Below are 22194 nucleotides of genomic sequence, written 5' to 3'. Positions count from 1 at the left end.
GGATGATTAAAAAACGAACGCTTTCTAAACGAGCCCGCAAAATAATCTTGTGAAATATAGGGTTATGACTATTCGTGTAAAGAAATGCCAAAAGGCCGCGGGGATCGCTCCCCGCGGCGTTGTTTTACGCAATTAACAGCTGATGGTTCGCCAGCAGCGTCGCCAGATCCGTCTGCACGCCGTTCAGGGTCACCAGAGTGGTCGGCGAGAACTGGCCGCCCGTACCGTCCAGGTCAACCTGGATCTCGGTATTGCTGCCGTTCTGCACCACGCGGATGTAATCGCTGATATTGCCCGCGCTGCTGTCCAGCGTGGCCACGCCGTTCACATAGCTCGCCGAGCCCGTGCCGGTATAGCCGCTGCCGGAGAGCAGATCGCGCAGGTCAATACGATCCGTGTCCGCTGTCCCTTCCCAGGTCCCGACCGTAAAGCCGTTCACCACGTCGTGGCCGTTACCGCCCGTTGCATCCGAGGCGTTGATCAGCTTGTAGAGCAACGTATCGTGACCGCCGCTGCCGATGTTGAAGGTGTCATTTCCGCCGCGACCTTCGAACCGGTTATCACCGCTGTTGCCGGTAATGACGTCGTCGAAATCCGAACCGTTAATCCCTTCAATGTTCAGCAGACGCGTGGTGCCGAACCCGGTGTCCTGCGCGGTTGAGAGGCGCAGGTCAACGGTTACGCCGGAGGTCGCATTGCGGTAATCCACCACGTCCATACCACCGGTGTTGCTCCAGGTGTCATAGTCGGAATGGGTATTCCAGCCTCCGGAACCGTTGTAGGTATAGGTGCCGTTTTCAGCGATAAAGGTGTCGTTATACCCGGTCCCGGTGATAGTCCCGCTGTGGCCGCCGGTGGCGGCTTCGGCCGTCAGGACATAGCCCTCCTTGCCGTTGCCTGCCTCCAGACCGCTCCAGGTGACGTTATCCGACACGCCGTTGGTGATCTTCAGGATCTCAGCCGAATAGGTTTCATTCGGATCAAGCCCGTAGAAGCTCACCAGCGCAGAGGTATCGTTCGAACCGATACCGGACTGGGCGTTGATGATCTGCGAGGCCACCAGCACGCCCGCGGCGTTGTACAGATTGACCGTGTTGCCGTAGTAGGCGTTGATGCCCTCGCTGTCGACAATGTGCAGATGCATCGCGGTGCCGTCAGCAATGGTTTTGCTGTTTTGCACCAGCACCACCTTGCCGTTCTGCTGAGAAACCAGCAGGTCCTGCGCGCCGTCCCAGTTGTAGTCGACAGCCGCCACGCCGGTGACGTTCGCCAGGCCTGAAGCCAGCTGGCTTGAGGTCCAGGTAGAGCCGTAACCGTTGTTGGTGAACAGGGTCGCCGTTTGCGAGCCGCTGTAGGTGCTGAGCTTGACGATGTCCATCTGTCCGTCGCCGTTCCAGTCCACCGCCACAGACAAATAGCCCGCCGCTGCGTTAGAGGCTTCTACCGCGCTCTTGGTGGCCGAGAGCTTCCCGGTACCGTCGTTGTAGTAGATCACCCCGCCGTTGTTGTTGTAGCTGCTGCCCAGGTACAGATCCATGTAGCCATCGCCGTTGAAGTCCGCCCACGTCATGGATGCCGCCGTGGTGGTATTTGAAGCGTTTGCCACAAACACGTTCGTCAGGTTCTGACCGATGGAGAGCGTGCCGTTACCGTTGTTGTTGATCACGGTTAACGAGTACGCGCCGCTGCGGTTAGTGTGCTGGACAATATCTACCGTGCCGTCGTTGTTCAGATCGACGCCGGAGATTTCACGCATGGTGGTGAATTGCCCCCAGAAACCTGCTCCGCCATTGGTCCCATCCGGCGACAGTACGCCGTTCTTGTTGATCAGGTACGTAATGGAGTCCGCGCCGGAGTCACCGTAGGCCAGATCCAGATACCCATCACCTGTTTTATCGTACGCAATCACGCCGCCGTACCAGATGGTAGTGCCCATTGCCAGCTGACTGGCGTTATAGGTACTGCCATCGTAGGTCCACATCACCTGCGTTGACCCGGCGTAGGTATTTTCCGTCGCGAAAATGTCCTGCGTGCCGTTACGGTCAAAGTCGGCGGCGGTCTGGCTCACCACGTAGTAGTTACGGGTGTTGGTCAGCGTATTCCCGGCATAGGTCGAGCTATCGCTGCTGGAGTAAGACTGGCCGTTAGCGATGATATTCCACAGACCGCTGCTGTTCATGCCGAGAGTCATGGTGGAGTTGTTGCTGTTCCCCGCCGTGGTTGCCCAGTCGGTATTCACCGAGGTGGTATCAATCACCAGGCTGCCGGTCGCCGTACCCGTGGTATTGCCGTTACCCGCGCTGCTCTTCACCTGCGCGGTCACGCTGTAGCTCGCCACGCTCAGCGCATCGCCGTCCGGGATCTGCAGATACCAGGTGTTGTGATCCGGGTCGACCACCACCGCACCGCCGGTCTGGGAGGTGTAGGTTTTGCCGTTCACCGTCACCACCAGATATTCGCCGTTCACCAGGTCAGCGGAGACGGTACCGCTGACGATCGGCGTAGTGTCCGACGTGGTCTGCGCGGTAATCGCTGCAGTGGTGGTCGGAATGCTGGTATCGACGTTCAGCACAAAGCCGTCGGATTCCGTGTAGTTACCGGCCCTGTCGGTGACGCGCACGATGTAGGTGTGATTCCCGTCGCTCAGGCCGTTGTCCTGGAAGGACCAGCTCGCGCTGCCGTTCATGGTCACCTGGCCGAGCAGTACCCCATCACGGTAGAGCTGCACGATCTCGCCGTCGTCCGGGGCGCGGTTCAGCGTCCCGTTGATCAGCGGCGAGTTATCGTCCGTTGCCACCGCGCTGCCAAAGATGCCCTGACGCTCGCCTTCACCGTCGGTATAGCTCACGACCGTGCCGACCGTGGTTGGCGGCGTGGTGTCTACCGTGACGACCTGAGACGCGGTCGAACCCACGTTGCCCGCCTGGTCGATAATCCGCACCTGGTAGGTGTAGTCGCCGTCAGGCAGATCGCGGGTATCGGTGTAGCTCCAGCGCTGGTTGGTGACCGTGGTATCGAGCCACGTATTCCCGCCGTCCAGGCTGATCTGTACGCGCTCGTCGCTTGCCAGCGCGCTGCCCAGCGAACCGTTGATGGTCAGCGTGGTGTCCATGGTGATGAAATCACTGCCGGACTGGCCGGTATCTTCGCTGATGCTGTCGATGGTGACGCCGTACTGCGGCGCCTGGGTATCCACCGTCACCGCCTGCGAGGTGGTTGCCCCAACGTTCCCCGCCAGATCGACGACCCGTACCTGATAGTTGTGGCTGCCGTCGGTCAGGGTACGCGTGTCGCTGTAGCTCCACTGCGTGCCGCTTACGGTGGCGTATACCCAGGTGCTGCCGCCGTCCATGCTCACCTGCACGAATTCACCCGCGCCGAGTTCTGCGCCGAGCGTTCCGTGCAGCGTGTACGAGGTCGAACTGGTCAGGAAGTCGTTATTGTCGAAGCCGGTATCCACGGTGATGTTATCCACGGTCACCGTAATCGCCGCATCCGGGGCGACCGTATCGACGGTCACCTGCTGATGGGCGCTAGCGCCCACGTTACCGGCCGCATCCACCACGCGAACGTAGTAGTCATAGGTCTGGTTACCCAGCGTGCGGCCGTCCACGTAGTACCAGCTGTTGCCGGTGACGATCACGTTCTGCCAGGTGACGCCGCCGTCGATGCTGATCTGCGCGTATTCGCCGTCGGCCAGCGTCGCGCCGAGCGAGCCGTGCAGCGTCAGGGACGTGTCGCGAGTGATAAAGTCGCTGCTGCTCAGGCCGGTATCGTCGCTGATGCTGTCGATGGCGATCGTTTTGCTGGCGTCCGGCGCAACGGTATCAATGGTCACCACCTGAGAGGCGGTGGCGCTGATGTTGCCCGCATCGTCAATCACGCGCAGCTGGTAGTTGTAATCTCCGTCGGCCAGCGTGCGGCCATCGACGTACGTCCAGCTCAGGCCGCTGACGCTGACGTCGGTCCAGGTGACGCCGCCGTCAAGGCTGATCTGCGCGTGGTCGCCGCTGCCCAGCGCCGCGCCCAGCGTGCCTTTCAGGCTGATCTGGTTGTCGCTGGTGATAAAGTCGCTGCCGGACAGGCCGGTATCCTGCGTAATGGAATCCACGGTAATGGTGGTTGCCGCAGGCTTCGTCAGATCAATCACCACGTCCTGGCTGTCCGTTGCCCCCACGTTGCCCGCGTTATCAATCACCCGCACCTGGTACTGATACGTACCGTCCGTCAGGGTGCGGCCATCGGCGTAGCGCCAGGTGGTGCCGGTCACGGTCAGGTCAATCCAGGTGACGCCGCCGTCGAGGCTGATCTGCGCCTTCTCGTTATTGCCGAGCTGCGCGGTCAGCGAGCCGTTGACGACGACCTGGCTGTCGTTGGTGATGAAATCCGTTGCGCTCAGGCCGGTATCGTTTTGCAGCGAATCAATACTCATCCCCATCGACGGCGCGGTGAGATCCACCGTGACGGTATGGTTATCGCTGGCGCTGTTGCCGATGGTGTTGCTCACCAGGGCGTTAATCACGTACGAGCCGCCGTCTGCCAGCGCGGTCACGTCAGCGCTGCCCACCGTGTAGCTCCAGGTGCCGTCATTCTGGACGGTAGCCGCATAGGTTTTACCGTTCAGCGTGATGGTCACCGTCTGGCCTGCAGGCGCGTCGGTGGTACCGCTGATGACCAGCGGCGTGCCGTGCTCGGCGGCGTTGACGATGTCGTCCTGCGCAAAGGTGTTAATGGTGATGGTTGGGACATCGCCGTTCAGCGTCACGTCGTGCGTTGCGCTGCCCGGGTTGCCCGCCTTGTCGCTTACCGAAGCGGTGATGGTGTACTCCCCGTCGCTCAGGCCGAGGAAATCACGGCCCGGCACGAAGACCGACCACGATCCGTCCGCCCCGACGGTCGCCTGATAGCTGTGCCCGTTGAAGGAGACGGTCACCGTCTGGCCCTGTTCCGCCGTGGTCGTACCACGGATCGTCTGGCCCGCCAGCTGCTCCGCGCTGTTGACGATATCGTCATCGGCCACGGTGCTGATGGTCACGGTTGGCGCAACGGTGTCTACCGTTAAGGTGTGCGTGGTCTGGCCGTTGTTACCGGCTTTGTCGTTGACCGAGGCGGTGACCGTCAGCGCGCCCTGGCTAAGGGCAGCCAGATCGGCTGCCGGCACGTCGAGCGTCCAGGTGCCATCGCTGCCGACAAGCGCAGTATAGGTTTTGCTGCCCAGCGTCACGGTAACGGTCTGACCCGCCTCCGCGCTGGAAGAACCGTGCACGGTCAGCGGCTGCTGCGCTTCCGCGGCGTTCAGCATGTCGTCAACTGACAGCGTCCCAATGCTCACCACCGGCGCAGTGGTATCCACGCTGATAGTATGCGTTGCGGAGGCGCTGTTGCCCGCGCTGTCCTGTGCCGATACGGACACCTGATAGCTGGCGCCATCGGCCAAGGCGCTGACGTCTGCAACCGGTACGGTAGTCGTCCAGGTGCCGTCGCTCTGAATGGTGGCCGTATAGCTCTTGCCGTTCAGGGTCACGGTGACCCGGGTCCCGCTGGCGAACTGCGCGCTGGAGCCGTTAATCACCAGTGACGAACCGGCTTCAGCCGCGTTGATCACGTCGTCACCGCTAAGGGTGTTCACCGTCAGCGCCACGGAGGCGGTGTTGACCACCACGTCATGGGTCTGGGTGCTGCTGTTACCCGCGCTGTCGGTAATGGTCGCGCTGAGGGTCACGGTGCCGTCGGTCAGGGCGGAAATCACGCTGGCCGGAACGCCCACGCTCCAGTTGCCGCTGGCGTCAACGGTGGTGGTGTACTGGTGCGAACCGAGGGTGATAACCACTTTATCCCCAACGTTCGCGCCGGTTGCCGACCCGCTGACGATCTGCGCCTGGCCGTGCTCCACGCTGTTAATGACGTCATCGCCCGCGACAACGTTAAAGCTGACGGTCGGCGGCGTGGTATCAAGCGTAATTGTTTTGCCCGCGCTGCCCGGGTTACCCGCGGCGTCGCTCACGCTCACCTGCACGGTGTAGCCGTTATCCGCCAGCGTGGAGAGGTCGCTGCCCGGAACGTTAACGCTCCAGATGCCGCCCTGCTGCACCTGCGCGGTATAGCTCTTACCGCCCAGCGTCACGGTGACCGTCTGACCGACTTCCGCCGTAGTGGTGCCGGAGATGGCAACGCCCGCAGCCGCTTCGCTGCCGTTAATCACGTTATCGCCTGCAACCGTATCAATGGTCACGGTTGGCGCAGTCGCGTCCACGCTGTACTCACGCCCCGCCGACGCGCTGTTGCCGTGCGCGTTGGTGACGTTCACCTGCACGCTGGCATCGCCGTCTTTAAGGCCCGCGAGATCCGCAGACGGCACGGTGGCCGTCCAGTTACCGTCGGCATCCACCTTCGCGGTGTAAGTCTTGCCGCCAAAGGTAACAGTAACGGTCTGGTTTTCCTCCACGTTCGAAGTGCTGCCGGAGAGCACCAGATCCGCGCCTTTTTCCGCCGCGTTAATCACGTCGTCGGTGGCAATCGCATCGATGCTGACGGCGACGGCAGACAGATCCACGGTCACGTCATGGCTGATGGTCACCGGGTTGCCCGCCGCGCTCTGGCCTGCAACGGTCACGGTGACCGTACCTGCTGTGAAGGCCGCGACGTCTGCCGCCGGGATCGCCGCGCTCCAGGAGCCGTCCGCCAGCACGGAGGCCGCATAGGTTTTGCCATTGACGGTCACGGTGAGCGTTGTGCCTGCCGCCAGCCCGTCGCTGGTGCCGGAGACGATCAGGTTTTGAGTATGTTCGATGCTATTGATCACATCGTCGCCCGCCACGGTATCAACGCGCAGGCCCGGCAGGCTGGCGTCGATAACGATTTCCCGCTCGCCGGTCCCGGTGTTGCCATGGCCGTTGGTGACGGTGGCTGACACCGTCAGGTCACCGTTGCCCAGCGCCGTCAGGACGGACTCCGGCACGTTCACGGACCAGGTCAGATCGCTCTGTACCGTCGCGGTGTAGGTGTTGCCACCAATGGTCACGGTGACGGTATTGCCCGCCTCCGCGTTCGTTACCTTGCCGCTGAGGGTCTGGCCCGCGGCCACTTCCGCCGCGTTGATGACGTTATCGCCCGCCACGGTGTTGATGGTGACGGTCGGCAGCGCGGTATCCACCAGCAAGTTCGCGGTGTTGCTCACGCTGTTGCCCACGCCGTTGGTGGCGCTCGCGCTCAGGGTGTAATTCGCTTCGCCCAGACCCGCCAGATCCGCTGCCGGAACGGTCAGGCTCCAGGTGCCGTCTGCCGCCGTCGTGGCCGCGTAGTTTTTACCGTTCAGGGTCACGGTCACCACGGTGCCTTCCGCCAGGTTGGCGCTGGTGCCGCTGACGCTCAGGTCCTGACCTTTTTCTACCGCGTTCAGCACGTTATCACCGCTGATGGCATTGAAGCTGACCGAAGGCAGACCGGTATCGACGGTCACGTTATGGCTGCCGGTACCGGTGTTGCCCGCCGCGTCGGTAACCGACGCGGTGACGGTCACGGTGCCGTCGCTGAGGCCGGAAATCACGCTCGCCGGGACGCCCACGCTCCAGTTCCCCGCCGCGTCCAGCACGGTGGTGTACGTCTGGCCGCCGATGGTGACGGTGACCTTATCGCCCGCTGCCGCGCCGGTGGCGGTGCCGCTGATGATGTGCGCCTGGCTATGTTCTGCGAGGTTAATGACGTCGTCGCCCGCCACGGTATTGATGGTCACCGCAGGAACGGTCACGTCCACCGTCAGAGTGTGATCAACCGACGCCGGGTTGCCCGCCTTGTCGCTTACCGATGCGGTAACGGTCACGCTGCCGTCCGTCAGGGCCGCAACATCGGCCGCCGGGACGTTGAGAGTCCAGCTGCCGTCCGCGCTGACGGCTGTGGTGTAGTCTTTGCCGTTCAGCGACACGGTCACCGTCTGGCCAGCTTCTGCAGAGCTGGTACCGGACACGGTCAGATCGCTCTTCGCTTCGGCGGCATTCAGAATATCGTCCGTCGCCAGGGTGTTAATCGTGACGGTCGGCGCGGTGGCATCCACGCTGTACTCACGTCCCGCCGAGGCGCTGTTGCCGTTGACGTTGGTGACGCTCACCTGCACGCTGGCATCGCCGTCCTTCAGGCCAGCCAGATCCGCAGACGGTACGGTCCAGGTCCAGCTGCCGCTGTCGTCCACCGTGGTGGTGTAGATTTTGCCGTTCAGGCTGATGGTCACGGTCTGCCCGGCTTCCACGTTGGTGGTCGCACCGGACAGCACCAGATCCGCGCCCTTCTCCGCCGCGTTAATCACGTCGTCGGTCGCAATCGCATTGATGCTGATGGCAACGGTCGCCAGATCTACCGTCACATCATGGCTGATGGTAATCGGGTTACCCGCTGAGCTGTCGCCGGTCACGCTGATTTTGACGGTGCCTTCCGGCCACGCGCTCACGTCGGTAGACGGAACAGCCGCACTCCAGGTGCCGTCCGCCAGCACCGTGGCCGCATAGTCTTTGCCGTTGATGGTGACGGTCAGCGCCGTGCCCGGCGCCAGCCCGTCGCTGGATCCGCTGACGATCAGGTTTTGAGTATGTTCGATGCTGTTGACCACGTTGTCGCCCGCCACGGTATCGACGCGCAGGCCCGGCAGGTTAGCGTCGATAGCGATTTCGCGCTCGCCGGTACCGGTGTTGCCGTGGCCGTTGGTGACGGTCGCCGTTACGCTCAGGCTGCCGTTACCCAGCGCGGTCAGCACGTCAGACGGCACGTTGACGGACCAGGTCAGATCGCTCTGCACCGTCGCGGTGTAGGTGTTGCCGCCAATGGTCACGGTGACGGTGTTGCCCGCTTCGGCATTCGCAACGGTGCCGCTCAGGGTCTGGCCGGCCGCCACTTCCGCCGCGTTAATGACGTTATCGCCCGCCACGGTGTTGATGGTGACCGTTGGCAGCGCGGTGTCCACCAGCAGGTTCGCGGTGTTGCTCACGCTGTTGCCCACGCCGTTGGTGGCGCTCGCGCTCAGGGTGTAGTTGGCCTGACCCAGACCGGCCAGATCCGCCGCCGGAACCGTCAGGCTCCAGGTGCCGTCTGCCGCCGTCGTGGCCGCGTAGTTTTTGCCGTTCAGGGTCACGGTCACCACGGTGCCTTCCGCGAGGTTGGCGCTGGTGCCGCTGACGCTCAGGTCCTGACCTTTTTCTACCGCGTTCAGCACGTTATCGCCGCTGATGGCGTTGAAGCTGACCGAAGGCAGACCGGTATCGACGGTCACGCTATGCGTGCCGGTGCCGGTGTTGCCCGCCGCGTCGGTGACCGACGCGGTGACGGTCACGGTGCCGTCGCTGAGGCCGGAAATCACGTTCGCCGGGACGCCCACGCTCCAGTTCCCCGCCGCGTCCAGCACGGTGGTGTACGTCTGGCCGCCGATGGTGACGGTGACCTTATCGCCCGCAGCCGCGCCGGTGGCGGTGCCGCTGATGATTTGCGCCTGGCCGTGTTCTGCGATGTTAATCACGTCATCGCCCGCCACGGTATTGATGGTCACCGCCGGGACGGTGATATCTACCGCCAGGTTGTGATCCACGGACGCCGGGTTACCCGCCTTGTCGCTGACTGATGCGGTAACGGTGACGCTGCCGTCGGTTAATCCTGCCAGATCGACCGCCGGAACGTTCAGCGTCCAGCTGCCGTCCGCGCTGACGGTTGTGGTGTAGTCTTTGCCGTTCAGCGATACGGTGACCGTCTGGCCCGCTTCGGCGGTGCTGGTGCCGGAAACCGTCAGATCGCTCTTCGCTTCGGTGGCATTGAGAATGTCGTCCGTCGCCAGGGTATTGATGGTCACGGACGGTGCGGTCGCATCCACGCTGTACTCGCGGCCCGCCGAGGCGCTGTTGCCGTTCACGTTGGTGACGCTCACCTGCACGCTGGCGTCGCCGTCTTTCAGACCCGCCAGATCGGCCGCTGGCACCGTGGTCGTCCACTTGCCGTCGGCGCCTACGGTCGCGGTGTAGCTTTTGCCGCCGAAGATGATGGTGACGGTCTGGTTTTCTTCGACGTTTGAGGTAGTGCCTGAGAGCACCAGATCCGCGCCCTTCTCGGCCGCGTTAATCACGTCATCGGTGGCGATGGCGTCAATGCTGATGGCAACGCTCGCCAGATCCACCGTTACATCGTGGCTGATGGAAACCGGGTTACCGGCGCTGCTCTGGCCCGCAACGGTTACGGTGACCGTGCCTGCATTCAGCGCACCCACTTCCGCGGCCGGGATCGCCGCGCTCCAGGTGCCGTCCGCCAGCACGGTCGCCGGATAGGTCTTGCCGTTTACGGTCACGGTCAGCGCCGCGCCTGCCATCAGCCCGTCGCTGGAACCGGTGATAATCAGGTTCTGCCCGTGTTCGATGCTGTTGATAACGTCGTCACCCGCCACGATATCCACGCGCAGGCCCGGCAGGTTAGCGTCGATCGTGATATCGCGCTCAGCGGATCCGCTGTTGCCGACGCCGTTGGTCACGCTGGCTGACACCGTCAAATCGCCGTTGCCCAGCGCCGTCAGAACAGATTCAGGCACATCGACGGACCAGGTGAGATCGCTCTGCACCGTTGCGGTGTAGATGTTACCGCCAATGGTCACGGTCACGGTGTTGCCCGCTTCGGCATTCACCACCTTACCGCTGATGGTCTGGCCGGCTGCCAGCTCTGCCGCGTTAATGACGTCGTCGCCCGCAATGGTGTTAACGATCACGCCCGGAAGAACGGACTCCACGTTCACGGTGTGCGACGCGCTGGTGCTGTTACCGACGCCGTCCGTCGCCGAGGCGGTGACGGTGTAAAGCGCCTCGCCCAGCTGACCGACTTCGCTCGCCGGAACGGTGGTGGTCCATTTTCCGTTATCGTCCACCTGCGCACTGTACGCTTTGCCGTTGAGCATCACGGTCACCACCGCGCCTGCCGCCAGGCCGGAAGCCGTACCGGAGAGGGTCAGATCCTGGGTTTTCTCAGTATTGTTGATTACATCGTCACCGGAAACGGTGTCAATGGTCAGCCCCGGCGCGGTCAGGTTCACCTCTACGCCGTGCGTGGCGCTGTTGCTGTTGCCGGCTTTATCGGTCAGCGCCGCGGTGATGGTGTAATCCCCGGCGGCCAGCGCGGTTACGTCCGCCGCAGGCACGCCAACGCTCCAGTTGCCGGAGGCGTCGAGAGTGGCGGTGTACGATTTGCCATTGAGGGTGACGGTGACCACATCGCCCGCCGCCGCGCCGGTCACGGAACCGGTGACAATCAGGGCCTGCGCATGCTCGGCGCTGTTGATCACGTCGTCGTCGGAAACGGTGTGAATGGTCAGCTGTGGAACGGTGGTATCAACCAGCACGTCGCGATCCGCGGAGGCCGGGTTGCCCGCTTTATCCGATACGGCGGCGCTGACGGTGTAGTTCCCGTCGGCAATCGCGCCCAGATCGGCGGACGGTACGGTCACGCTCCAGCTGCCGTTAGCCTCAACGGTGGTGGTGTAGTCCACGCCGTTCAGGGTCACGGTGACGGTCTGACCCGCTTCGGCGTTGGTGACGCCGTTAATCACCAGATCCTGCTGCGCTTCGGCCGCATTGATGATGTTGTTGTCGCTGATGATTTCAATAGACACCGTCGGCGCGGTAGCGTCCACGCTGTACTCGCGGCCCGCGGACGCGCTGTTGCCGTTCACGTTGGTGACGCTCACCTGCACGCTGGCATCGCCGTCCTTCAGGCTGCCCAAATCGGCGGACGGCACGGTAGCCGTCCAGTTGCCGTCGGCATCGACCGTCGCGGTGTACGACTTACCGCCGAAGATGATGGTGACGGTCTGGTTTTCTTCCACGTTGGTGGTGGAGCCGGACAGCACCAGGTCCGCGCCTTTCTCCGCCGCGTTAATCACGTCGTCAGAGGCAATCGGGTCAATGCTGATGGCGACTGCCGCCAGATCCACCTTCACGTCATGGCTGATGGAAACCGGATTGCCCGCCGCGCTCTGGCCGTCCACGGTCACGGTGACCGTGCCCGCATTCAGCGCGCTGACGTCTGCCGCCGGAATGGCCGCCGTCCAGGTCCCGTCCGCCAGCACGGTTGCGGCGTAAGTTTTACCATTGACGGTCACCGTTAACGCCGCGCCCGCTGCCAGGCCTTCGCTGGAGCCGGTGATAATCAGGTTTTGAGCGTGCTCGATGCTGTTGATGACATCGTCGCCCGCCACGGTGTCGACCCGCAGGCCAGGCAGGTTAGCGTCTATCACGATTTCGCGCTCGCCGGTTCCGGTGTTGCCGTGGCCGTTGGTGACGCTGGCTGACACGGTCAGATCGCCGTTCCCGATGGCGGTTAAGATCGTGGACGGCACGTTGACCGACCAGCTCAGATCGTCCTGAACCATCGCGGTGTACGTATTGCCGCCAATTGAAATCGTGACGGTGTCACCGCTCGCCGCGCCGCTCACTTTCCCGCTCAGGGTCTGTCCGGCAGCCACTTCCGCCGCGTTAATAACGTCGTCCGTGGCGACCGGGTTGATGGTGACCTGCGGCAGCGCGCTGTCGACCAGCACGCTGTGACCGGTGCTCGCGCTGTTGCCCGCGGTGTCGGTTACGCTCGCCGTCACCACGTAGCTCGCTTCGCCCAGCGCGGAGACGTTTGCCGCCGGAACGGTCACGCTCCAGTTCCCGCTCGCGTCGGCGGTGGCCGTATAGCTGATGCCGTTCAGCGTCACCGTAATGGCGGTTCCTTCCGGCTGGTTGCTGGTGCCGGACACCTGCAGATCCTGGCCTTTCTCGGTCGCGTTGATCACGTCGTCAGCCGCCAGGGTATTGATGGCAATGACCGGCGCGGTCAGGGAGACGTCAAACTCGTGCGTCGCGGTGGTGCTGTTACCGGCTTTGTCGGTGAGGGTCGCAGAAATCGTCTGCTCACCGTTGACCAGCGCGCCCACGTCCGCCGCCGGAACGCCCACGCTCCAGCTGCCGGACGCATCCAGCATGGCGGTGTAATCTTTACCATTCAGGGTCACGGTGATCGCGTCACCCGCCTGCGCGCCCGTCACCTTACCGGAGACGATCAGCGCCTGGCCGTGCTCGGCAATATTGATGATGTCATCGCCCGCAACGATGTTGAAGCTAATCTGCGGTACGGTGGTGTCGACCAGCACCGATGAGCCCGCGCTGGCCGGGTTACCTGCTTTATCGGACACGGTCGCCGTTACCGCGGCGCTGCCGTCGGTGATGCCCGCCAGATCCGCCGCAGGCACGTCCAGCGTCCAGCTGCCGTCCGCCTGCACCTGCGCGCTGTATTGATTGCCGTTGAAGGTCACGGTGACCGTCTGGCCCGCTTCGGCAGTAGAGGTCCCGCTCAGGGTCAGATCCTGCGCCGCCTCTGCCGCATTCAGCATGTTATCGCCGCTGATGGTGTTGATGGTCACCGTCGGCGCGGTGGTGTCGACGCTGAACTCCTGCGCCGAAGACGCGGCGTTGCCGTTAACGTTGATGACGCTGACCTGAACGCTGGCGTCACCGTCTTTCAGGCCGCTCAGATCGGCAGCCGGAACGGTCCAGGTCCAGTCGCCGTTGCCATCCACCGTCGTGGTGTAGGTTTTCCCTGCGAAGGTGATGGTCACGGTCTGGCCCGCTTCAACACCGGAAGTGGTGCCGGACAGCACCAGATCCTGGCCTTTTTCCGCCGCGTTAAGCACGTTGTCGTCGGTCACGCTGTTGATGGTGATGGCGACCGGCGCGAGATCGACGTCCACGACGGTCCCGATGGTTACCGGGTTGCCAGAAGCATCCTGCGCGCTTGCCTTGATATCCAGCGAGCCATCCGCCCACTGGGACACGTCCGCAGCAGGTACCGCTGCCTGCCAGGTGCCGTCCGCCAGCACCGTTGCGGAATAGGCTTTGCCGTTGATGGTCACGGTCACGGCGCTGCCCGCCGCCAGATCGGTGCTGGTGCCGGACACAATCAGGTTCTGAGCGTGTTCAATCACGTTGATCACGTCGTCGCCTGCGACCGTATCAATACGCAGTCCCGGAAGCTGGGCGTCGATGGTGAAGTCGAGCGAAGAGGAACCGGTATTGCCGTGCGCGTTGGTGACGCTGGCCGATACGGTGAGATCCCCGTTGCCGAGCGCGGTGAACTGGCTCTCGCTTAACGGCAGGCTCCAGGTCAGATCGTCCTGCACGGTAGCCGTGTATGTCTGGCCGCCAAAGTTAATCGTGACAGTGTCACCTGGCGCCGCGTTCGTGACTTTACCGGACAGGGTTTGCCCTGCCGCCACTTCCGCCGCGTTAACGATATTGTCGCCCGCCAGCGTGTTAATCGTCACCACCGGCAGCGAGCTGTCTACCAGCACATCGTGTGAGGCTGAGGCGCTATTGCCTACGCTATCGGTGACGTTCGCCGTCACGGTGTAATTCGCTTCGCCCAGCGCCAGCACGTTTGCCGCCGGTACGGTCACGCTCCAGTTGCCGCTGGCGTCAGCGGTGGCCGTGTACTGAATGCCGTTCAGGGTCACCGTAATAGTCGTGCCTTCCGGCTGGTTGCTGGTGCCGGAAATCTGCAGATCTTCGCCTTTCTCGGTCGCGTTAATCACGTCGTCCGCCGCCAGCGTGTTGATACCGATGACGGGCGTCACGGTATTCACCACCACATCCAGCGAACTGCTTCCGGTATTGCCGGATCTGTCGGTCACGGAGACGTCAACTGTCCAGGTGCCGTCAGCCAGCCCCTGCACGACGGACGCCGGCAGGCCAAGGCTCCAGTTGCCCGCCGCATCCACCACGGTGGTGTAATCGACGCTGTTAATGGTGATGGTCACCAAATCGCCCGCTGCCGCGCCGGTGACGGAGCCGCTCAGGACCTGCGCCTGTGAATGGGCGAGCTGGTTAACGGTGTTGGTGTCGGTGACAAAGCTGTTGATGGTCACCTGCGGCACGGTCGCGTCCACCACACCCACGCGGTCGGCGCTGCTGGTGTTGCCCGCCACGTCGCTCACGGTGGCCGTCACGGTAACGATGCCATCGTTGAGGGCATCGACATCAGCCGCCGGGACGCTCAGCTGCCAGGTACCGTCCGTCTGGACCGTAGTCTGATACGTTTTGCCGTTCAGCGTCACGGTAACCGTCTGGCCAGGTTCCGCACTGCTGCTACCGCTTAACAGTAAATCCTGCTGCGCTTCAGCCGCGTTGATGATGTTATCGGCGGTCAGGTTATCGAGCGTAATCGCCGGCGGCTGCGTATCCACCGTGACCACGCGCGACGCGTCGGCACTGTTGCCATTGACGTTAGTGACGCTGACGCTCACCTGCGCGCGCCCGTCAATCAGGGTTTCCATGGCGCTGGCGGGCACGGTCAGGCTCCAGGAGCCGTCCTGCTGCACCTGCGCGGTGAAGGTCTGGTCGGCGAATTTCACCACCACGGTCTGCCCCGCCTCCACGCCCTGCGTCTGGCCGGAAATTGTTAAATCGGCGCCTTTTTCTGCCGCATTCAGCAGATCGTCGCCGGAGACGGTATCAATGGTGACCGCCACGGCGTTCAGATCCAGTTCAATCGGGTGTTCAGCCGTAACGGTGTTGCCCCAGGCATCTTCAGCGCTGACGCTTACCGTCACCTCTCCCTCCGTCCAGGCCTGCAGGTCCGCCGCCGGGACGCCGATCTGCCAGTTGCCGCTGGCGTTAACCGCGGTAACGTACTCAACGTTGTTGATGGTGACGATAATCTGCGTGCCCGCTGCCAGATGGGTGCTGGAGCCGGTGACGCTCAGATCCTGCTGCTGTTCGATCGCGTTGATGACGTCATCGCCGGAAATGGTGTTTACGCGCAGGCCCGGCAGTTCAGCATTGATATTGATATCGCGCTCGCTGGTGCCGGTATTGCCGTGCCCGTTGGTCACCGACGCGGTAAAGGTTAAATCCCCGTCGCCGAAGGCCTGAAGATCCGCCGACGGAATTTTCACGCTCCAGGTCAGGTCGCTGCCAACCGTTGCGGTGTAGCTCTTGCCGCCCACGGTGACAGACACGGTATCGCCCGCCGCCGCGCCGGTGACGCGACCGCTGAGGGTTTGATCGACGCCCGCTTCGGCGTTATTGACCAGGTTGTCGCCCGCAAAGGTGTTGATAATGACCTGCGGAAGTACGGTATCCACCAGCAGCGTCGCCCCGGCAGAGCCGCTGTTACCCACGCTGTCGGTACCGCTGACGCTGACGGTGTAAAGGGTGTTCGCCAGATTCAGCACGTCGGAAACCGGCACCTGGACCGCCCAGATACCGTTTTCAACGGTGGCCTGATAGCTGACGTTGTTCAGCGTCACGGTGATGGCGCTGCCGTCAGGCAGGTTGCTGGTGCCGGTGAGGCTCAGCGGCTGCATTGCTTCCTGAGCATTCAGCACGTTGTCCTGGCTGATGGCGTCAATCGTAAATTCTGGCGGGTTTCCGCTCAGCGTAATATCGTGCGTGGCGCTGCCGGTGTTGCCTGCCGCGTCGGTCACGGAAACTGAAATCGTATGGTTACCTTCTCCCAACGCGCCCAGCACGGACGCCGGAACACCTACGCTCCAGCTGCCGTCCGCCAGCACCACGCCGGTGAAAGACTGTCCGCCAACGGTCACGGTGACCACATCGCCTGCCGACGCGCCGCTCGCCTGCCCGGAAATAATCTGCGCCTGCCCCTGCTCGCTGATATTGAGGGTATCGTCGCCCGCCACGGTATCGATAGTGACGACCGGCGCAGTGGTATCAACCGTGAAATCTCCCGTCACGGACGTACCGTTGCCCGCTTTGTCGCTAACGTTAACCGTCAGAGTGTGATTGCCCTCGTTGAGCGCCTGCACGTCGTTCGCTGCAAGCGTGACGGACCAGGTGCCGTCGCTACCCACCGTAGCGTTATAGTTTTTACCGTTCAGCGTGACCGTGACGATCTGACCGGCTTCCGCATTCGTTTTACCGGTCAGGGTCAGCGGCTGATTGTGCTCAGCCGCATTAATGATGTTGTCCTGCGCGAGGGTATCGACAGAGAGGGTTGGTGCGGTGGTATCCACGCCGATCGTCTGGCTGCCGCTCACGGTATTACCCGCCGCGTCTTTGCCGCTGACGTTAATCGTCCAGGTGCCGTCGCCCAGCGCCTGCGCGTCTGCTGCAGGCACGTTCACGCTCCACGCGCCGTCTGCCCCGACTTCAGCCGCGTAGGTTTTGCCGTTCAGCGTTACGGTAAGTAAGGTACCCTGCGCCAGGTTTTTGCTGGCTCCGGAAACCGTAAAGCCCGCGGATTGTTCGCTGGCGTTCAGCACGTTATCGCCCGCCGTGGTGGCAAGCGTAATGGCGGCATCGGCGGTTGAAACCGTCACGGTGATACTGCCCGCAGAGGTGGTTTTACTGCCGTCGATCTGCACGACCGACCAGGTGTGCTCCCCGTCCGTCTGGGTCGGTAACATTACCGTCCACGTGCCGTCTTTGCCGACCATCGTGCTCGCAATGGTGCTGCCGCTGCTGTCTTTAACCTGGATGGTCGCGCCTGGCTGACCGGTACCGCTAAAGGTTGGGTTGCTGTCGTCCGTGATCTCGTTTGCGCTCAGCACGCCCTGCTTGTCACCCGCTTTATCCGACAGCAGGAAGGTTGGCGTGGCGCTTTCCACCTCTTTCGTATTATCAATAACTTTTGTCTTAGTTTCGCCGTCGCCGCCGTTTGCCAGCAGCGCCCCGATGGCACCGCCACCTAATGCAGCTCCCGCAATCCAGCCCCACGGCGCGTCGCTTAAGACGCTTTCCTGTTCAAGGAAAGGTTGAATGCTGCTAATCGGTGTGGCCTGCGCGGTTAACTCGGTCACCGCAGCGCCTGACGCGTCCCCGGCATCGGCAAAAGAAATATGCGTCAGTTCCTGACGATCGTTGAATACCAGCTCTGACTGAGTATGCGTTTCAGGATCTTCAACAAAATAGTTATTGCAGCGAATAACGCTGCCATCTTTCATATAAATGAGGAGGTCTTTACCCTGGCGGACATAGCGCACCACATCCTGAGCAGAACCCTGGATTTCAATCACGCTCGGGGATGAAATAGAGACCGACAGATTTCCTTCGCCGGTTAATTTCGTTTTCTCCGCCGTTTTGCGAATGATGACATCAACAACTTTTATGTTACTCATATTCTTCTCCTTGCAGGTGTACGGATTCCTGTGGATATGTCCACCAGATGGATGTAGCTATCCCTGGGAAAAAACACCCATTATTTTCAGTCTTACTTTGCGCAACACTGCGCGTCTTTTATTAACTCAAATCGGGTAATTTTGCGGCAGCGTTTTTCTCTATTCCAATAAGCGGCATTAAATTATCAACCGCGGAAGCATAATTAATTGCCGAACTCCAGCCATCATACTCAGCGATTATTTTCGCCGAAGTAGCCTGCCAGACATCCTGCTCAACGCTGAGCAGATCGTTAATGCTCCGCTTGCTCAGGGTGTACTCATTTTTATAAACATCCCGGGCGCGCAGGGCATTTTCCAGCTGCTGCTTCCCGGCCTCCATTCTTCCCCGTGCGCCGGTCCAGTCCGCCTGCGCGACGGAGGCTTTTTGCAGGACGTCAAAACGCGCCTGATCGACCTGAGAGGAGGCCATCGCTCGTGCTCCTTCAGCCTGCCGCACTCGTGCGGAAACTGCGCCCCCCTGATAAAGCGGTGCGTCAATATTGAGCTGGATCTGGTCGTCCCAGTACGAACGGTTGTCCGATTCATAACGGGTGCGCCCACCCTTCAGGCTTAACGTCGGCCAGTGCTGGGACTTCGCCGTTTCCACGCCGTACTGGGCAGAGCGCTCCATGTTTTGCGCGGCCATAACCGCCGGTATCAGCGAGTAATCAATGCGGTTGAGCGAATCAGGTTCAACCGCGAGGTTTGCAGGTACAGGCGAATAGTTTTCTGCCTGCATACCGGTTAATACCGCAAGCCGCGCGCGGGCGCTGTTTAAGGCGGCCTGATACTGCGCGACCGTCGCCTGCATGCCGGCAATACGCGTGCGGGTCTGGAGCTCATCGGAGGTCGAGCTCACGCCCGCATCGGCACGCAGCTTTGCCAGCTGCTCAACGTTTTTCAGCGCCTGAACGTTCTCCTTTGCCGCCTGCAGCAGATCGGCATAGCGTTTGACCTCGACGTAGCTCAGCGCCGTTTTTTCCGCCACGTCAGAGAGCGTGCCCATCAGCTGATAGCGATAGCTATCGCGCTGGGCGGAAGACTGGCTGATGCTGTTATTAGTCTTGCCAAAATCGTACAGCAGCTGCGTCAGGCTCAGCCCCCAGGCGGCCGAATTCTTCAGCGACCCGCTGGAATCGGTGGTCTGGCTGTGCCCTGTACTCCCGTTCAACGATATTTGCGGCATCCAGCCGCTGCGCGCTTCATCTATTTGTGCCTGGCCAATACCCAATTGTGCGGCCTGCTGACTAATAGACGGATCGCGATCGATAGCAAAAAGAATACTTTCTTTTAAGGTTGTCGTGGCAACCGGGGCAATGCCCACCTGACTGCTATTGGCGTACGCCGTATTTATGGCTAATGAAATGAATGCCAGTGCTGCTGTAAATCGGCGTAACATAGGCTTTCGTAATATCGTCATTGTTATCTCCCTGACTCTGAGTGACACTGAAGCAATTACCCAAAAAGAGGTATAGATAATTAGACAAATATCTTATTTAGCATCCTTGCCGTATTTTAGGTAAAACTCCCCCATACCCATTTCCTCTGGAGATGAGATCTGCCTGCGTCTTATTTAAATTAAGAATTTACTTATTTCCTAAAGTGGTTAGCAGCATAACAAAATGTGTTATAGGCCACTACACCCTCAATGTTAAGGCGGTGTTACAATTAAGAAAAAATATGGGGTTTCTGGACAAAACTCTTAAAATGACCTTTCAGATGAAACATATAAACCGACTGTTATTTAAGGAAAATTCTTAATTTGCTCCCTGCACATTTTTGCGTTAATTTCCGCTCGGGTCAGACACAAAGATTTTCAAAGAAGTGTCAATTTAAGTAGCCAAACAGGCCCAATTAAAATTTAATGCCATTAATAAACTAATTAAAGCAATTAAAAACCGAACTATCACCATTTAACAGAATTAAAACCCAGACAATGATGGTGCAGTGGTTACATAACCCAAACTGTTAAATAAAACATAACAATAACATTATGATTAACATTCAAAACGGCTTGCTTATACCTTTTTAATAAAATTTTAATAATCACGCATCTGAATCATCACCTCACTCCCCGACATCAAAACGACATTGCCCTTTTCTCTGCGTTAAAATGCTGTATTATGCAAACTATTGCGACATTTTGCAGGAATGTACCCCCATGCACAAAACCGCTCGTCAACGCTACGTTCTGGATATCCTGAGCGAGCAAGGCCAGGCCAGCATCACCGAGCTGGCCGAAAAGCTGCAGGTTTCAGCCGATACCATTCGTCGGGATCTGACCGACCTGGAGAACCAGGGCCTGGCGCAGAAGAACCACGGCGGAGCCATCGCGTTGAATCTCTCAGCCATGAACCGTCAGGGCCGCAATACGCTGCTGCCGGAGACCAAACAGCGCCTGGGTAAGCAGGTCGCACAGCAGGTTCCACCGGGCTCCACCCTTTTTCTGGATGCCGGGAGCACGGTGATGGCCGTCGCCACCTTTCTTCAGGGGCCGCTCACCGTCATTACCACGTCGCTGGATATCGCCCAGCACTTTAGCGACCGGGAAGACGTTGAGCTGATCCTGCTCGGCGGCAAATGGGACCACCAGCAGCGCCTGTTTGCCGGAAGCGCCACGTTATCTTTGCTGTCCCGTTATCGGGCAGATATCGCCATCCTCGGGGCGTGCGCCATTCATGCCGAACTCGGTCTGAGCGCCGGTAAAGAAGCGGATGCCGAGGTTAAACGCGCAATGCTCGACGCAAGCCACGTGCACTGGATTGTCGCCGATCATCTGAAAATTAACCGCTGCGAGCCGTATCTGGTTTCCGGGTTATCCAACATTCAACAACTCTTTTTAGATCGTCCCTGGCCTGAGCTTGGGGACCCTGGCGCATTGCAGGTCACGGTGTGCGCGAATTAACGTGGAGAAGGTCATGAGTAAAGTTCAAACAATCAACATTGCGCTGATCGGGTATGGATTTGTCGGGAAAACCTTCCATGCCCCGCTGATCCAGTCTGTGGACGGGCTTAAGCTGGCAGTTGTCTCTTCTCGCGATGAAGAGAAGGTAAAACGCGATCTGCCGGACGTACAGGTGGTCTCCACCCCTGAAGAGGCTATTCAGCATCCTGATGTTGACCTGGTAGTGATTGCCTCCCCCAACGCCACGCACGCCCCGCTGGCGACGCTGGCCCTGAACTCGGGTAAACACGTGGTCGTGGATAAACCTTTTACACTTGACATGCAGGAAGCCCGCGACCTGATTGCGCTGGCGGAGGAAAAGCAGCTGCTGCTCTCCGTCTTCCACAACCGCCGCTGGGACAGCGATTTCCTCGGCATTAAGCAGGTTATTGAGCAAGGCACGCTCGGCAAGGTTAAACACCTTGAATCGCACATCGACCGCTTCCGCCCGGAAGTGCGCGTGCGCTGGCGCGAGCAGAACGTCCCCGGGAGTGGCCTGTGGTTTGACCTGGGGCCTCATCTTATAGACCAGACGCTGCAGCTCTTTGGCCTGCCGCAGTCGGTTCAGGGGAATATCGCGACGCTGCGCGACGGCGCTGAAGTTAACGACTGGGCGCACGTGGTCTTAAACTACCCGGAGCATAAGGTGATTCTGCACGCCAGCATGCTGGTGGCAGGCGGTACGGCGCGCTTTGCCGTCAACGGGGACAAGGGCAGCGTGGTGAAGGCCAGAATCGATCAGCAGGAAGCACAGCTGCTCGCAGGGGTGACTCCTGGCAGTGAAACCTGGGGCGAAGACAGCGACAGTATGGTGTTCTTTGGGGCCGACGGCGCACCGCAGACGATCCCTACCCCGAAAGGCGATCAGCGACAGTACTATATTAACGTGCGTGATGCGCTACGCGGGGAAATCGCCAATCCTGCCCACCCTGTTGAGGCATTAGCGGTGATGGCCGTGCTGGAAGCGGCGGTGAAGTCGTCGGAGACGGGGTCAACTCAGGGGCTGGCGTTAACTGCCGAAGAGCGTGCTTTGCTGGGTTAAAAAACAAGCCGGGTGGCGCATCGCCACCCGGCAAGCGTT

4 protein-coding genes are annotated in these 22194 nt (G+C 60.8%); 2 read left to right on the top strand and 2 right to left on the bottom strand.

Features of this window, described 5'->3' with window-relative positions:
• Positions 1–124 precede the first annotated feature (124 nt).
• Positions 125–18130: an Ig-like domain-containing protein gene (locus tag FOY93_RS10865; RefSeq protein WP_143345088.1), complete on the bottom strand. Its 18006-nt coding sequence runs from the start codon at positions 18128–18130 to the stop codon at positions 125–127.
• Positions 18131–18251: 121 nt separating this feature from the next.
• The gene (locus FOY93_RS10860) at positions 18252–19589 is read right to left on the bottom strand and encodes a TolC family outer membrane protein (RefSeq protein WP_133294365.1); all 1338 of its coding nucleotides are present in this window, start codon (positions 19587–19589) and stop codon (positions 18252–18254) included.
• Positions 19590–20330: 741 nt separating this feature from the next.
• On the opposite strand from FOY93_RS10860, the gene FOY93_RS10855 reads away from it, so the two are divergent.
• On the top strand, positions 20331–21074 hold the full coding sequence (locus tag FOY93_RS10855) for a DeoR/GlpR family DNA-binding transcription regulator (protein WP_115875010.1): 744 nt from the start codon (positions 20331–20333) through the stop codon (positions 21072–21074).
• A gap of 13 nt (positions 21075–21087) precedes the next feature.
• A complete protein-coding gene (locus tag FOY93_RS10850) occupies positions 21088–22155 on the top strand; it encodes an oxidoreductase (RefSeq protein WP_143345087.1) in 1068 nt (355 codons plus the stop codon).
• Positions 22156–22194: the final 39 nt, after the last annotated feature.

The sequence above is a fragment of the Enterobacter sp. 18A13 genome, from assembly GCF_007035975.1.
GTDB lineage: Bacteria > Pseudomonadota > Gammaproteobacteria > Enterobacterales > Enterobacteriaceae > Enterobacter > Enterobacter vonholyi.
This window is presented reverse-complemented; position numbering and strand designations above follow the sequence as displayed.